This is a genomic window from Pseudomonadota bacterium (assembly GCA_039028155.1).
Classification (GTDB): Bacteria; Pseudomonadota; Alphaproteobacteria; order SP197; family SP197; genus JANQGO01.
Map to the genome: position 1 here is coordinate 47,085 of JBCCIS010000031.1, position 15,553 is coordinate 62,637.

Consider the following 15,553-nt stretch of genomic DNA (forward strand, 5'->3'; position numbering starts at 1 on the left):
GATCTGGTTTTGCCCGCCTTGCCGCCTGTTTGTCTAGGCCGACTTGAAGCGCGCCAGCAATTCCGCGCGGTTCGGATCGGTCAATGTCGCCGCCGCGCCGAACTCAAGAGCGTCAAGCAGCTCGGTCGCCGGATAAAGGATCGGGTCTTCCAGCAATGTCGGCGGCAGCAGCGCATTGGCGCGGCTGTCGGCGACGGGATAGCCGTGGGCCAGAACCTCCTTGGCGTTGACGGCCGGGTCCAGCAGGTAGTTGATCAGGGCGTAACCGGCCGCGCGATGTTCGGCACCGCGAGGCACGGCGTAATAGTCGCTCCAGATCTCGCCGCCTTCGGCACCCAGCACATAGATCATCTCAGGCATGTCGGTGTTGAGCTGCTTGCCGTCGCCGGTCCAGCACATGGACATCCAGGCGTCGCCGTTGCGCAGCGGCGGCTGGTAGTCGCTGGAGATGGCATAAAGGTGCGGCTTGGCTTCCAACAGCAGTTTCTCGGCGTCTGCCAGCTCTGCCGGATCGACGGAGTTGAAGGAGTAGCCAAAGTACTTCAGCGCATTGCCGATCGTGGTCAGCTGGTAGTCATGGACCATCGTGCGGCCGGAGAAGTCAGCCATCGTCATGTCCCAGAACTGCTTCCAGGTGTCCGGCGCCTTGCCACCATTATGGCTGGTGTTGATGACGTAGCCGGTCGTGCCCCAGTTCTTCGGCACGGCGTAGACCGTGCCGTCGACGGTGCCGGCATCGGAGAAGCGTGCGTCGAACGCATCGGCCTGGTAGTTCGGGATCATGGTCAGATCGAGGGGCTCGATGAGATCCTCACCGACATAGGTCGTGATCGTGTAGTTGGTTGGCACGAAGACGTCCCAGCCACTGCCACCGGCCTGAAGCTTGGCCAGCATCTCCTCGTTCGAGCCGAACACGTTCACCTGCACATAGGCACCGGTTTGTTCGGTGAACTGCTCGAAGTTCGAGGGATCGTGATAGTTCGGCCAGGTCGCGAGAACAACGCGGTCGCCGATATCCTCGGCTGCCCAAGACTTGCGCGGGCGCAATCCCGGAACGGCGCCCGCCATGACGGCACTCGCCATGCCGAGACCGGTTACGCCAAGGAAGTGCCGGCGCGACACCGATCCCTTCTGATAGCGGCGCAGCTCTTCCATGAACTTCTGCCGACTGATCGGCAGGTTATCTTTGTAGTCCTTTGTCATTTATCTCTCCCGGTCGTGAAAGGTTTGTTTGACGTGCCCATGTCTTTGGGTGCATGCGGCAGGTTTCCGTCAGGCGTCGCGTAGCGCCAGAGCGGACTCCTCCCGCCAACCGATCAGCACGTCGTTTCCCGGGGCAAAGCCGCCGGTATGGGTCTCGGCGTGTTTAGGAGACCTAATCAACACCTCGCCCAGACCTTCGGCGTCCACCAGGTACTCGGTCTGCTCGCCCAAATAGATTCGATTCCTGACCTTGGCCGGCGTTGTGATATCGCCATCAAGGTGTGCGTTCTCGGTCAGCGCGGCCATGTGGATCAGTTCCGGGCGGACCGCGAGCACGGCGCTGGTGCCCGGCTGCATTGTGTCCGACCCTTTCGGCCGGCGTCCGCCCAGGACGAGGCCTTTCGACGTTTCAAGCCTGGCGCGCCCGTTGTCTGCCGCGACGATCTTGCCGTGTAGGAAGTTTGAGCGGCCGACAAAGTCGGCGACGTAACGGTTGATTGGTTCGTCGTACAGCTCGGTCGGGCTCCCGGTTTGCACGATGCGGCCTTCCAGCATGATGCAGATGGTGTCGCTCATCGAAAGCGCCTCTTCCTGGTCGTGTGTGACCAGGATGAACGTGATGCCGACATCGCGCTGCAGGGTCTGGAGCTCGATCTGCATTTCGCGGCGCAGCTTCCTGTCGAGCGCGCCCAGCGGTTCGTCCAACAGCAGAACGGTCGGGCGGTTGATCAAGGCACGTGCCAAGGCGACGCGCTGCTGCTGGCCGCCCGAAAGCTCCCAGATACGGCGCTTGGCATAGCCGGCCAATCGGACGAGTTCGAGCGACTCGTCGACCCGCGCGGTGATCTCCGCGTCACCGGGGCGCGGCGTTACCTGCCGCAGGCCATAAGCGATGTTGTCGAACACGTTGAGATGAGGGAACAGCGCGTAATGCTGGAACACCATGTTGACGGGCCGTCGATAGGCTGGGACGCCGACCATGGACGCGCCCTTTATCAGCACGTCGCCTTCCGTCGGCTGATCGAAGCCGGCAATCATGCGCAACGACGTCGTCTTGCCGCAGCCCGAGGGCCCGAGGAAACTGAAGAAGCCGCCACTGGGAATTTGCAGATCGAGTGCGTCCACCGCCACGACTTCGTCGAAACGTTTGGTGACGCCGCGAAACTCGACGTCAATCTCAGCCTGGGGTTCGCGTTCCAACCTACTACCTGAACTCCCAAAGTTGCGCTGACGGATGGGATTCCGGCGCTATATCCCCGCGAACCAAGAAATTCGCAAATTTCACCAGCGAAGGATATACCTACCGGGGGGTATATCTCGATGAGTAGGCCATTTCAGGGGATAGGGGTGGAGCCAGCGGAGATCACACGGAGCGCGTGTTGCAGATAACTGATCACGAGTGGCACGAGGAGATCGCCAAGGTCATTGGGTCGATCAGAACACCGGACTATCCCCATCGGCTGGTCGACGCGCTCGGGCGGCTGGTTGCCTTCGATTTCTCCGTGATGTTCGCCTATCGCGGCGACGACCGCCCGCTCGATTTGTTCGACAACTTCGGCGCCAAGCGGCGCGCCATCTTCGTGACCCTCTACCAAGAAGGTCCCTATATGCTGGATCCTTTCTTTCGGGCGGCGAAAGAGCAGGTCGAACCGGGCCTCTATCGGCTTCGCGAGCTGGCGCCCGACCGCTTCTATCAAAGCGAGTACTTCCGCTCCTACTACATCAAGACAGGCCTTGCCGAAGAGATCGGGTTTGTCGTCGCGCTGCCTGATGACGTTTGCGCGGTGATGTCGTTGATGCGGTCAAGCAACCGGCCGGTGTTCAGCGAAAAGGAGATGACGCGGCTGAGAAAGGTCGAACCTTTCGTCCGCGCGTCTGCGGAGTATCACTGGCAGGATCTGAGCGGCCGGTTTTCCGATGATGCCGTGGATCCCGAGCACGAGATCCTGGAGCGCTACATCGACTACACGTTCCGCAACTTCGGACGCTCGCTGCTCTCGCCCAGGGAACGGGAAGTCGTCGGCCTTGTGTTGCGTGGTCACTCTTCGGACTCAATCTCTAAGATCCTGGGCATCTCGCCCGGCACCGTCAAAGTCCACCGCAAGAACATCTACGCCAAACTCGGCATTATCTCGCAATCCGAGCTCTTCTCGATCTTCTTAAGCTCACTCTCAAAGACGAAGGAGCCGACCAGGTTTCACGAAGTCCAGGGTTGACGTCGGCAGCTAGCGCATCACCTGACCGCCGTTCACGTCGATGGTGGCGCCGGTGATGAAGTCGGCGTCATCAGCGGCCAGGAACAGCACGCAGCGGGCGACGTCTTCAACCCGGCCGAGCCGGCCGACCAGGATGTGGTTCTCGACGAGATCATCCAGGAATTCCTGGGGCGCGACGCGGATCATGTCGGTATCGACGTAACCGGGCGCGATGGCGTTGACCGTCACGCCCTTGGCCGCGCTCTCCTTGGCCAGCGCCTTGGTGAAACTGACCATGGCACCCTTGGCGGCGCCATAGGCAGTCTCGCCATAGTTAGGCGCGAAGGCCGACAGCGAGGCGACGTTGATGATGCGGCCGAAGCCGGCGTCGCGCATCGGCTTGATGACCTGATGGGTCATGTTGAAGGCGGCGTTCAGATTGGTGTCGATCACCTTGCGCCAGACGTCCGGTGCCATCTTGTGCATGAACTTGTCCGGCGAGATGCCGGCGTTGTTGACCAGGATCTCGACCGGGCCGAGATCGGCGACGACCTGTTCGACGCCTTTCTGGCAGGCGTCGTAGTCGGCGACATCCCAGGCATAGGTCGCAACGCCCGTCTCGGCGGCCAGCGAGGCCGCCGCTTCTTCGTTGCTGCGATAGTTGGCGGCGACCTTGTAGCCCGCCTGGTCTAGCGCGATGGCGATGCCGCGACCGATGCCACGCGACCCGCCTGTGACCAAGGCAACCCTTTGCATGTCGAAGCACCCCGTCCGGTGTTAGTGTTAGTGCTTCTTTCTCATAGCACGTGAGCGCGACGAAAGGTGGACTATGGTGCGTTGGGTTCTTGCATTTTCCGTTGCCGTGATGGTGTTCGTGGCCGGCGTTGCCGGAAACGGGGCTGCTGCTACGGCGACCAAGGTGCCCTGCTGGATTGTTGTGCCGGCTGGCGAGGCGGCGGCGTGTTACCGTGTTCGTGTCCCCGTCTACAGCGACGATGGCGCGCCGGCGCACTTCTATCACCTGCCGGTCGCCGTCTTGAAGGCCCGCGCCAGCGAGCCGGCCGGCGACCCGGTCATCGTCATTCAAGGCGGGCCGGGTGCCTCGTTCTTCCACAGTGCTTATCCAGAGCAGGTCAGCACAGAGTATCTGTGGGGGATGACGGAGCCAGTGCGCGAAACCCGCGACGTCATCTTCTACGACCAGCGTGGCGTCGGCCTGGCCGAACCGGCATTGAACTGTTTCGAGGCGGATCAGCTGGCCGCATCGGCGGCATCGCCGCCCGGAGTCGAGGTGCCGTTCTTTGATCGCGACCGAGCGGAAATTGCCGGTTGCTACGATCGCCTGATTGCCGACGGCATCGATCTGTCGAGCTTCTCGACCCCGGCGAACGCCGATGATCTGGCCGTCATCATCGACGCGCTCGGCTATGACAAGGTTAATCTGTGGGGCATGTCCTATGGCACGCGGGTGGCGCTGGTCATGCTGCGCCGGCACGGCGATCTCATCCGCTCGGTTGTCCTGGACGGTGTCTATCCGCCCCATGTGCGCGCCGACGAACAGGCGCCGTGGGCGACCCACCGCGCCTTCACGCGCATCTTCGATGATTGCGCGCGCGATAGCTGGTGCGCCAAGGCCTATGGCGACATCGGCGACCGGTTTGCCGACCTTTTGGAATCACTGAACGACAAACCACAGGCCATTGCGGTCGACGACCCGCGTTGGCCTATCGGTTCCGAAGCCGTCGTGGACGGCGACCTCTTGATTTTCCATATGTATGACGCCCTCTATTACGGCGATGCCATCCCCTATGTCCCGGCGCTGGTCGACGACGCGCTCAAGTACGATCTTTCCGGCCTCGGTTGGTTCTACTGGTATCCGTTCTTTGCCGACTGGTCACTTGACGAGGGGACCTTCCTGTCGGTGACATGCCGGGAGGAACGGCCGCGCATCCGCGCCGATGTCGTCGCGCGGGAGATAGCGAAGTACGGCGTTTATGCCATGGCCGGCAGCACGATCATGACCAACGACATCTGCGACAACTGGCCGGTGCCGCCGTCGGATCCCGTGGAATGGGAACCCGTTGAATCCGACGTGCCCGCGCTCCTCATCAGTGGCGCCTATGACCCGGTGACACCGCCCGATTGGGGTGAGGACACCGCCGGTTACCTGTCAAACAGCCGCCACTTCGAGTTTCTGGGCGCTGGCCATGTGCCGAGCGCAGCCAACCGTTGCGCCAGCGATCTGGTCGCGGCATTCTTCGACGACCCCGATCCGGCGGCGCTTCCGACGCCGGACTGCCGGCTCTTCACCGAGGCCGCCGACTTCTCAAGCGTCGACTGGTAGGCCGGGATCAACCGCCACCATTGTCGAACGGCCACTTGGGCCGCGCGATCTTGTGATAGGTGAGGGCGGTGAAGTCGGGCGCGACGACACCGGGTGCCGCGACATAGATGACGTCGGCGGCAAGCGGCGCGAAAGCCGTATAGAAGTGCTGGGTCGACTTGACGACGACGATGTCTAAGGCCGCCGGATCGATGCCGACCTGGGTAAAGAGTTCGGGGCTGTAGCCCTGGGTCCGCACGCTGGTCAAGACGACCGCGATGCCGTCGAAGTGAATCGCGGCGCAGTCGCCCAGCGGCGATGGCGTGTCGCCCAGGTGCTGAACGGCCTGTCGCGTCAGTTTGCCGATCGTGACGTCGGCGTCGACCGGCTGCCCAGATAGCGGGCACATCTTACCGCCGAAGCGGAGCGGGAGCGTGGCGCCCTCACCGGCATCGAAACAGGTGGCGACGGCGATGGGATCCCATAGCGGACCGACGGCCGCATTGCCGATTTTTCGCTTGCGCAACGCATCGACCAGAAACGTTGAATCGCCCGGCGCGCCGCCTCCTGCGTTGTCCGATACGTCGGCCAGCACGACGGGTTTCTCCGCACCGCTGAGCGCGGCATCCAAGGCATCGTCGATGGCAAGCGGTCGCGGCGCCGTGTTGTCGCGCATCGCGAAGAGTTCCTCACCCAGCGCGCGGGCGAGATTGTCACCCTTCTCCGCGTCGTCGTCGGTAATGACGAGCACGCGGCTTCCCATGTCGGCGACATCGCCCCAGGGAAAGCCGTGGCCGATGGAGACGGAGAGGACGCCGTCCTTGCCTTCGAGCGCCGCGGCGCGGTCGACGTATGACCGCATGGGTTCGCGCGGCGTGTGCATGATACCGATCATGCCGCAGTCGTGGAGCGACATGTGCGGGCGCACATCGCCGCTGGCGGTCCGTGTCAGCAGCTCGATCAGTTCTTCGGCGCGCGCGGTGCTGTCGGTGTGCGGGTATTCCTTGTAGGTGACCAGGATATCGGCCGCCGCGATCATCTGATCGGTGATATGGCAATGAAGATCGAGCTCCGCGCCGATTGCGGCGTCCGGTCCCGCCAGGGCGCGCGCCCGCGCCAGCAGGTCGCCTTCGCAATCGTCGTAACCCTCGGCAATCATCGCGCCGTGCATGCCAAAGGCGACCACGTCGACGGGCAGGGCGGCCTTCAACTGGTCGAGGATCTCATCGCGCAGGGATTCGTAGGCCGAGCGAACGGTGATGCCGGCGGGCTCGGCCATCGTGCAAAGACCCTCGATCACGACCCAGTTGTTCTCTGTGGCGCGCCGGCGCGCGGCCCAAAGCGGCGCGCCGATGAAACTGGGCTCGTCGGGATGGGCGCCGGGTGGGAAGTACTCGCCAGCCTCAAAGCCCTGGCGAGAGGTCGGGAAGGGCGCAAAGGTGTTGGTTTCGGTGCCTAGTCCGGCCGCGAAGATACGCAATTTCAGGTCACTCGTTTCGGTTGATCGGCCACTAAGCGGTCAAGTGCCGACCGCCGGAACAGCGGTATCACCGGGCGCGCCGGGAGGCAATCGCGGGCCTATTTCCTGAGCTTTTCGACCCGCTCCTTGAGTTTGGCCCGCTTTTCGCGCAAGGCGTCGATTTTCTCCTGATTGCGCAGGGGGTCGGTGCCGGAGTCCCGTCGCGCGTGCCTGCGGTCGATCTCGTTTTGGATCATCTCGATCTCGGCTTCTATGCCGCGAATCTTCTCTTCGGCTTTCATTGACGCATTCCTGGATCACGCGATGGCAAACCCGCGCGCTGGCGGAACGCGCAGCGCCGTCTGCTTCTACGAGACATGTATGGACGCCAACGACAAAAGGCATCGGCGGTGCGCAAAGAAAACCGAATTGTCACGGAACTGTCTTGATCTTGACATCGGTCAACGGGCCCCGGAAACGACCGGTATCCGCGCGGTCATTTTAAGGACATGATTTCGGTCGAAGCATCACCATATCAACCGTGCCAATGCGAACGTCGTGATGTTGGGGAAGATAATGGATCAGCAGGTTACCGTTGCGGATATCAACGCCGACCAGGTCGACTACTGGAGCGGTGAAACCGGTGAGAAGTGGGCCGCCGGCCAGGACGAACTGGACACCATGCTGGCGCCGTTCGGCAAAGCGGCCATCGAAGCGGTTGCGCTCCAGCCCGGCGACCACGTCGTCGACGTCGGTTGCGGTTGCGGCGATACCTCGTTCGAGCTGGCTTCGCGCGTCGGACCCATGGGCAGCGTGTTGGCAATCGACGTGTCCGCGCCCATGCTGCAGCGTGCCGGCGAACGACTTGGCGATGCCGCGCTCGGGAATCTGCGTTTCGCCATGGCCGACGCGTCGGCCTTCGGCTTTGAGCCGGAAGCGACGGATGTCGTGTTCTCGCGTTTCGGTGTCATGTTCTTCCGCAATCCCGTCGATGCCTTCGCCAATCTGAAGGCGGCCTTACGTCCCGGCGGACGCCTCGGTTTCGTGTGCTGGCGCAGCCTTGACCAGAACATGTGGGTCAGCGTACCGCGCGATGCCGCGCTGAAGCATTTGCCGCCCCCCGAGCCGGTGAGTCCGGATGAGCCCGGGCCGTTTGCTTTCGCCGATGCGGAGAAGGTTACCGACATTCTGCGCGACGCCGGTTTCAACGGCATCGTCCTCGAGCGGTTCGACACCAAGGTGCGCAACATCGGCAGCCTGGACGACGTGACCGAGTTCGTCGCGACCATGGGGCCGGTTTCGCGGCTGCTGGACGAGGTCGAGGGCGAGGTGCGCGAGCGCGCGATCGACGAGGTCCGCGACGCGCTGGCCTCCCATCACGACGGTCAGGCGCTGCATTTGAGCGCGGCCACCTGGATCGTGACGGCGAAAGCCTAGAGCAGATCCTGTCTTGAGGGGATCGCTTCGCGATTTCGTCAGGGCAGGTGAATCTGCTCTACTTAATAGACTCGGACCAGATCTACTGTTCAGTCAGCTTGAACTCGATGCGGCGGTTGCGCCGCAGCGCGATTTCGTCGTCTGACGGGTCGATCGGCTGGAACTCACCGAAGCCGGCCGCGGCGAGCCGGTTTGACGGAACGCCGCGGCTTATCAGGTAACGCACGACGGCAGTCGCCCGCGCTGTCGAAAGTTCCCAGTTCGACGGATAGAGCGCCGTCGAAATCGGCACCCGGTCGGTGTGGCCGTCGACGCGCAGGATCCATTTGACGTCGTCGGGGATGTCTTGCGTCAACTCGATGATCAGGTTGGCGATCTTGTCGAGCTCGGCCTCGCCCTCCGGCGCGATCTCCGCGCTGCCGCTGTCGAACAACAGTTCGGACTGCAGCACAAAGCGGTCGCCGACGACACGGATGTCCGGCCGGTTGCCGAGCGCGTTGATCAGCTTCTCGAAGAACTCGCTGCGGTATTGCGAGAGTTCCTGAACCTTGGCGGCGAGCGCGGCATTCAGCCGCTGGCCCAGGTCGGCGATCTGCACGGCGTCCGCCTCGGCTTGGCTCTCGGCAGCGTCGAGCGCTTCGTTCAGCGCCGCGATCTGCTGGCGCAGCGCCTGGAGCTGCTGGTTCAACAAGCTGATCTGGTTGAGGCGCCGTTCGGAGATGGATTCGGCCTGCTTCAGTTCCTCCTCCGTCATGGTGACGGCGGCGGTCAGTTCAGCGAGACGGATGTCGCGCTCCTCCAGATTTCGCTGCGCCAGGATCGTCCGTTCCTCGGCCGAGACGACATCGGCCTCCAGGGCCGACGAACGGTCGCGTTCGGCGGTCAGCTCCGCGAGCAGGGCCTCGATGCGTTCGCGGCTGGCCGCGGCCTCGGCTTCGGTCTCCTCCAAGGCTTCGGCGGTCCGCGCCTGATCCTCACGCGCCTCCTCCAGCAGCAAGACCATCTTCGCGACCTCGTCTTCCAGGCTGTCACGAGTCTCCGACAAGGCTGCGATGTCGCGCTGCAGGCTGGCGATTTCGGCGAGCTTGAGTTCCAGGGTTTCTTCGCCGACCGTGATCTCGGTCAGCGCGTCCGCCAGTTCCGCTTCGGCAAGCTCGGCGCGCTCGGTAACGCGTGACAGGCTCGCCAGAAGGCCGTCGCGTTCCAGGTAGAGCGCCGCCAGGGCGGCGTCCGACTGGTCGCGCGCGCTGTTGGCCGTCTGCAGTTCGGCCGAAAGCTGGGCGACACTCAGTCTCAGATCCGCGTTGGACTGGCGCTCCAGCGCGAGCATGTCCGAGAGTTGGGCGATCTCTGATTCCAGGCGCGCCAGGGCTTCGTCGCGTCCGGTGATCGCGACGTTCAGGAAGAACTGGGCAAGCATGAAGGCGACGAGAACGAAGATCAGCACCATCAACAGCGCTGAGAGCGCATCGACGAAGCCGGGCCAGATATCGCTGGCCGCGGTGCCGCCACGCCGGGTTCGCATGGCCATCGTCTAACCGCCCAGGTCTCCCTCTCCCCTGAAGGGAGAGGGCCGGCGTGAGGGGGTACGCGCCCAAGCGTGCACGATAGACAGGCATCGCCGTTTCATCCGCCGCTACCTCTCACCCGGCTCACCCAGCTTCGGCTGGGGCGCCGCGCGCCTACGCCTTCGCATCCCTCTCCCTCAAGGGGCGAGGGAGAGCGTTGAGGATTTTGGCGACGACCTTGCCGCATGATGTACTAACTTCTCTGCTGGTTGCCGGCGGCCGCGATGGTGCGCGCCAACAGCTTGATCTCGCTGCGAATTTCATCGGCAAGCTGGTTGCGGCTGGCGACCGTCTCTTCAAGCAGGCGGCTCATCAGGACGTCCATGTTGCGCAGATGGGCGCGGCTGGCTTCGTCGAGCGCGCCGGTCTGCTGGCTGACATTGGTTAGCCGCTCAAGCACCGGCTTCATGTCGATCTGGCCCTCGACCAGCTTCACCATCAACGCCTGTTCGCTGCGCATCTGATCGGAGAGCGTGGCCAACTGGTCGGAAAGCGCGGCGAGGTTCTGGTCGGCCGCGTGACGGCTTTCTTCGCCGCGGGTCAACGTGCGCTGCAGGCGGTCCAGACTGTCGGCAGTCTGTTCCAACAGCGCGCTGACATAGGCCGGCACCGATTGGTCGGTTTCGACCAGACCGGCGCCCGACTGCAGGCGCGTGATGGAGCTCAGCCACTCCTCCAGCTCGTTATAGAACCGGTTCTGTGCCTGATTGGCCTGCAGGTCGAGAAAGCCCAAGACCAGCGAACCGGCGAGACCGAACAGCGAGGAACTGAAGGCCGTACCCATGCCCGAGAGCGGTGCGGCGAGGCCCTCTTTCAAATCGCCGAACAGATCGGCGACATCGCCGCCTTCGGCGATCGAGAGGCCGCCGACCACATCGCCGACCGCACCGATGGTTTGGAGCAGACCCCAGAACGTGCCGAGCAGGCCCAGGAAGATCAGAAGCGCGATCAGATAGCGCGACAGCTCGCGCGATTCATCCAGGCGCGAGCCGATGCTGTCCAGGATCGAGCGCATGGAAAGTGTCGACAGGCTGACCCGGCTCTGGCTTTCGCCCAGCATGGTCGCCATCGGCGAGACCAGGCGCGGCGGTTGGCGTGTCGAGAGGCCGGGCCGGTTGGTGCGGTAGCCCTCGATCCACTCGACCTCCGGCGACAGCATCTGGACCTGGCGGAAGATATAGATGATGCCGAGCAGCATGACGCCCAGGATCAATCCGTTCAGCGCCGGGTTGGCCTGGAACGCGTCGAGGAATGAGCCGAGCAGCAGAAAGACGATGGCGGCGACCAGGACCAAGAAGATCGCCATGCGCAGCAGATATTGGGTGGGACGCGTCATTTCCGGAACGGGCGATCAGGCAAGTGTGGCTGACGGGCGAAACCGCATGGTCCGGGCCCGTGCCTCAACGCTCGACCAGGACGATGTCGATGCGGTCAAGCGGGCCGGATTCCGCGTTATCGCCCAGTGCCCGGACGTCGATACGGGTGCTGCGCACGCCGTTGTCGATCAGGAACTTCCGGACCTCCAGCGCGCGTGAGAGCGCGAGCCGGCGCGCCATGCTGGACGTGCCATCCTCGGCCGAGGCATAGGCGCGCAGCTGGATACGCTGGTTTTCGTCCGAGGCGAGGTCGCCGGCGAGCGCGGTCAACGCTGCCTTGTCGTTTTCGCTAAGCGCCTCCTCGCCGGGTTGGAACAGCAACTGCAGCGTCTCTTCGACGGGCTCCTCGGTCTCACTCGGCGCGGCGGCGACCACCGTCTCCTCGACCGTCGTTTCGGGCTCCGGCACGACGACCTCGTCGGCCTGTTCGGCCTCGCTCAGCATCTCTTCGATTTCTGCGAAGGGATCGCTGTCGTCACCGCCCAGGTCGCCCGCCGCGCTGTCGGCCGTGGTGGCCGCCGCAATCAGTTCGGTCGGCTCGGCCTCCTTGACGACTGTCTCCTCAACCACGGTTTCTTCAGCCATGGGCTCGTCGACCACGGGTTCTGCGACCTCGGGTTCTGCGACCATGGTCTCTTCGACAACCGTCTCCTCGACGGTGGCGGCTGTCGTCTCGGCTGTCTCGGTGGCGGTGGTTCGAACGACCTCGGGCGCCAACGCGCCATCCGGGTCGGGTGAGGCTTCCGGCAACGGCGGTGTCTCGGCGCTTGCCGATGGCATGGCGAAGGTATCGCTGCCGCTCGCCGGTGCGACCAGGTTGGGAGCGTAGCCGTCTGATGGCGCGATCAACAGCACGCTGCCCTGGTTGGCCGATACCGCGGGTTCATCCAGCGTCGGATAGGGGCTGGCCGGCGCTGGCGCCAGGCTGTCCAGCACGCCCAGATTGACCTCGACCGCGGGTTTGGTCGTTTCGCCGACGATCACCGTCTCCTGCGCCTGGGCGGCTGCCGGCAGCGCGATGGCCAGCGCCAAACCTGCTGTTTTTAGCGGTGTTCGCAATCGTTGAGGAAGAAGGGTCATGCTCAAGGTATCGCTCGGCTGCGTGATCGCGAGTTTTGGCCGCAATTCGGGTCGCCCGCACCATAGACCATCGGCTTGCCTGCGAACAACAACGGCACGGTTACAGCCGATTGGGGCGGCATTGCGTCAGTGGCCGGCCAGAACCTTATGCAGAACGCCATGCAGGCGCGGGTTGGCGGCCAGAACGTCGCCGCGTTCGAGGTCCAAGTCGCTGCCGTCGATGCCGGTAATGTATCCGCCGGCTTCGCGGACCAGAACGGCGCCGGCGGCGATGTCCCAGGGGTGCAGCTTTTCCTCCCAGAATCCGTCCAGACGGCCGGCCGCGACATAGGCGAGGTCGAGCGCGGCGACGCCCAGCCGGCGGACATCCCGGGTGTGGTTGAGAACACGGGTGACCTGCTCCTGGAACCGCCCGACCGCTTCCGTGTCGTCGGCTGCCGCGCGGCCGTGGCCGACCAGGCATTCGGCCAGCTTGTCCCGGTTGGTGACCCTGAGACGCCGGTGGTTAACGTAGGCGCCCTGGCCCTTTTCGGCCCAGAACGTCTCGTCGCGCAGCGGGTCGAAGACGACGCCGGCGACCAGTTCGCCGTGCTGCTCGGCGCCGATGGAAATGCAGAAATGGGGGACGGCGTGCAGAAAGTTCAGCGTGCCGTCCAGCGGATCGACGATCCAGCGGCCTTCTTCGGCGCTGCCACTGGCGCCGCTCTCCTCCATCAAAAAGCCGAACTTCGGTCTGGCGCGCGCCAGTTCTTCCTTCAGCGTTCGTTCGGCGCGCAGATCAGCGGCGCTGACAAAATCGTTCGGCCCCTTGCGGCTGACCTGAAGATGCTCGACCTCGTTGAAGTCCCGCAACAGCGCCCGCGCCGCCTTATCGGCGGCCGCGGCCATCACGGTGATGAGAGGAGATCGGCGCGCCATGGGTTAGTGCGCGCTTTGCTGGCGCAGTACCGGGGCCAGCCCGCTCCCCCTCCCGGCCACCCCGAGGATGCTGCCATGGGTGGCCGGGAGGGGGAGTGGGCCGGTGATGCGCGGGAGCGGCATCATCAATCCTTCGCGCGTTCGCGGTAGGTCGAGTCAACGGTGCTGACGACGATGCGGGTGCCGGCCTCGACATGGGGCGGCACCATGACGCGCAGGCCGTTCTCCAGCGTCGCGGGCTTATAGGACGAGGCGGCCGTCTGGCCCTTGACCACCGCTTCGGTCTCGGTGATCGCCAGCGTCACGGTTTCCGGCAGCTCGATACTGATCGGCTCGTCCTCATAGGACAACACGGTCACCATCATGCCGTCCTGCAGATAGGCCGCCTGATCGCCCAGCATGTCGCCGTTGATGGTGATCTGCTCGTAGGTCTCCGTATCCATGAAGGTATAGAGATCACCGTCGGCATAGAGATACTGATAGGGTTTGTCGTAGAGGCGCACGCGCTCGACGGATTCCGACGAGCGGAAACGCTCGTTCAACTTGGTGCCGTCGCGAATATCCTTCAGTTCGACCTGAAGGTAGGCGCCGCCCTTGCCGGGCTGGGTGTGCTGGATCTTGGTCGCGACCAGCAGGCGGCCTTTATGTTCGATCACGTTGCCTGGACGGATCGCGTTGCCGTCGATCTTCATCACTTGACCTATCGGGATGGGTTGGTTGCGGGCGCGGAAGCTATCAGTGGTCCCGGTACTTGGCAATCGCGGTGTCGAAGGCCGTCACCGCAGCGGCTGGCCCATCCGGGTGATCCCAGACGGCCTCGCTGAGCGCCAAAAAGTCTGCGCCTGCCTCTGCCATGGCCGCTGCGTCCTGAAGCGTGGCGACGCCTTCGGCGACGCTGGGCAGGACGACCATCTGGTTCCACCATCTGATAATGTCCCGCGCGTCGGAACCGGCCGGCCCGAAGCTGACGTAGTCAGACTCCAGATCGCCCGCGACCAGGGCGTCATGGCGCGACAGACCGCAGCCCGCGCCCAGGATGGTGTCCGCCGGCAGCTCGTCGCGGACGCCGTCGAGCGCTTGGGTCATGTGCACGCCGTCGGCACCGGTCGGCGCGACCAAGTGGGGCCTGTCGGTCAACAGCAACGCGACATCGTGGGCTCGGCAAACCGGCACCAGGGCGTCGGCGGTGCGTTTGATTGTGTCGTCGTCGCCGTCGCATTCCAGCCGCAAACACGCGATGTCGCCGGCGTCGAGGACGCTGTCGAGCGAGGCGGCGAAGCCGGCCGGCTCAATCGTCGCGGGCGTGATCAGGTAGAGCCGGCAGGGCTCGGCGGCAGGCATGGCTGGGGGTCAGGTCAGCCCTTGCCCTGATAGATCTTGATGATGCGGTCGAGCATGGCGAGCGCGTCTTCGCGTGGGCGCTGGAAGGTGTTGCGCCCGATGATCGAGCCGGTGCCGCCGCCCTTGTAGATCTCCGAGATCTCGCTGAAGACGCCGTCCAGGTCCTTGGCCGCACCGCCGGAGAACACGACCAGCCGGCGGCCGTTGAACGCCGACTGCATGACATGCGCGATGCGCGCGTGAAGTGTCGAGATGTCGATCTTCTCGGATTCGTAGACTTTGCGCGCCTCGTCCTGTTCGATGTGGTCCGTCGGCGGCTTCACCTTGATGATGTTGGCGCCGATCTGGGCGGCGAGTTGGGCGGCGTAGGCGGTGATGTCAATCGCCGTCTCGCCCTGCTTTGAAAGATTGCCGCCCCGCGGATAGGACCACACGACGGTCGCGATGCCGTAGGATTTCGCCTCTAGCGACATCTCGCGGATTTCCTCGACCATCTCGAACTGCTGATCGGAGCCCGGATACATGGTGAAGCCGATGGCCGAGCAGCCGAGCCTGAGCGCGTCCTCGACCGAGGCGGTGACCGCCTGGTCTTTCGATGTCGCCAGGCTGTTCGAGTTGTTGGCCTTGAGGATCGTCGGGATCGCGCCGGCAAA

General features: G+C 64.0%; 15 protein-coding genes. 3 read left to right on the forward strand and 12 right to left on the reverse strand.

Features of this window, described 5'->3' with window-relative positions; all coding sequences use genetic code 11:
* Window positions 1-33: 33 nt before the first annotated feature.
* Both AAF563_16265 and AAF563_16270 read right to left on the reverse strand, forming a co-directional pair.
* Entirely contained in the window at window positions 34-1,203 is a 1,170-nt protein-coding gene (locus AAF563_16265; GenBank protein MEM7122836.1) for a spermidine/putrescine ABC transporter substrate-binding protein, read from the reverse strand.
* Between the two features lie 69 nt (window positions 1,204-1,272).
* Window positions 1,273-2,403 carry an ABC transporter ATP-binding protein gene (locus AAF563_16270; protein MEM7122837.1) on the reverse strand — a complete coding sequence of 377 codons (1,131 nt, stop codon included), beginning with the start codon at window positions 2,401-2,403 and terminating at the stop codon, window positions 1,273-1,275.
* A 176-nt stretch (window positions 2,404-2,579) separates the two neighbouring features.
* On the opposite strand from AAF563_16270, the gene AAF563_16275 reads away from it, so the two are divergent.
* Entirely contained in the window at window positions 2,580-3,419 is an 840-nt protein-coding gene (locus AAF563_16275; GenBank protein MEM7122838.1) for a helix-turn-helix transcriptional regulator, read from the forward strand.
* Window positions 3,420-3,428: 9 nt separating this feature from the next.
* Here AAF563_16275 and AAF563_16280 read toward each other — a convergent pair whose 3' ends face one another.
* Window positions 3,429-4,154, reverse strand: a complete 726-nt coding sequence (locus AAF563_16280) for a 3-oxoacyl-ACP reductase (GenBank protein MEM7122839.1) — start codon at window positions 4,152-4,154, stop codon at window positions 3,429-3,431.
* Between the two features lie 73 nt (window positions 4,155-4,227).
* Between AAF563_16280 and AAF563_16285 the strand changes: the two genes are divergently transcribed.
* Window positions 4,228-5,742, forward strand: coding sequence for an alpha/beta hydrolase (locus AAF563_16285; protein MEM7122840.1), 1,515 nt, complete (start codon window positions 4,228-4,230; stop codon window positions 5,740-5,742).
* Between the two features lie 7 nt (window positions 5,743-5,749).
* On the opposite strand, the gene AAF563_16290 is transcribed toward AAF563_16285, so the two are convergent.
* Window positions 5,750-7,201 carry a M81 family metallopeptidase gene (locus tag AAF563_16290; GenBank protein MEM7122841.1) on the reverse strand — a complete coding sequence of 484 codons (1,452 nt, stop codon included), beginning with the start codon at window positions 7,199-7,201 and terminating at the stop codon, window positions 5,750-5,752.
* 98 nt (window positions 7,202-7,299) lie between these two features.
* The gene (locus tag AAF563_16295) at window positions 7,300-7,482 is read right to left on the reverse strand and encodes a hypothetical protein (protein MEM7122842.1); all 183 of its coding nucleotides are present in this window, start codon (window positions 7,480-7,482) and stop codon (window positions 7,300-7,302) included.
* Between the two features lie 274 nt (window positions 7,483-7,756).
* Between AAF563_16295 and AAF563_16300 the strand changes: the two genes are divergently transcribed.
* Window positions 7,757-8,617 carry a class I SAM-dependent methyltransferase gene (locus tag AAF563_16300; protein ID MEM7122843.1) on the forward strand — a complete coding sequence of 287 codons (861 nt, stop codon included), beginning with the start codon at window positions 7,757-7,759 and terminating at the stop codon, window positions 8,615-8,617.
* 82 nt (window positions 8,618-8,699) lie between these two features.
* Here AAF563_16300 and AAF563_16305 read toward each other — a convergent pair whose 3' ends face one another.
* The 7 genes from AAF563_16305 to AAF563_16335 all read right to left on the reverse strand — a co-directional run.
* On the reverse strand, window positions 8,700-10,148 hold the full coding sequence (locus AAF563_16305; protein MEM7122844.1) for a peptidoglycan -binding protein: 1,449 nt from the start codon (window positions 10,146-10,148) through the stop codon (window positions 8,700-8,702).
* Window positions 10,149-10,378: 230 nt separating this feature from the next.
* Complete coding sequence (locus AAF563_16310) at window positions 10,379-11,521, reverse strand: flagellar motor protein MotA (protein MEM7122845.1); 1,143 nt, start codon at window positions 11,519-11,521, stop codon at window positions 10,379-10,381.
* A gap of 64 nt (window positions 11,522-11,585) precedes the next feature.
* A complete protein-coding gene (locus tag AAF563_16315) occupies window positions 11,586-12,641 on the reverse strand; it encodes an OmpA family protein (protein ID MEM7122846.1) in 1,056 nt (351 codons plus the stop codon).
* A 126-nt stretch (window positions 12,642-12,767) separates the two neighbouring features.
* Window positions 12,768-13,559, reverse strand: a complete 792-nt coding sequence (locus tag AAF563_16320; protein ID MEM7122847.1) for an inositol monophosphatase family protein — start codon at window positions 13,557-13,559, stop codon at window positions 12,768-12,770.
* Window positions 13,560-13,684: 125 nt separating this feature from the next.
* The gene (gene efp / locus AAF563_16325) at window positions 13,685-14,251 is read right to left on the reverse strand and encodes an elongation factor P (protein ID MEM7122848.1); all 567 of its coding nucleotides are present in this window, start codon (window positions 14,249-14,251) and stop codon (window positions 13,685-13,687) included.
* A gap of 43 nt (window positions 14,252-14,294) precedes the next feature.
* Window positions 14,295-14,900, reverse strand: coding sequence for a thiamine phosphate synthase (locus AAF563_16330; protein ID MEM7122849.1), 606 nt, complete (start codon window positions 14,898-14,900; stop codon window positions 14,295-14,297).
* 14 nt (window positions 14,901-14,914) lie between these two features.
* A partial coding sequence (locus AAF563_16335; GenBank protein MEM7122850.1) for a class I fructose-bisphosphate aldolase occupies window positions 14,915-15,553 on the reverse strand: 639 nt, incomplete at its 5' end.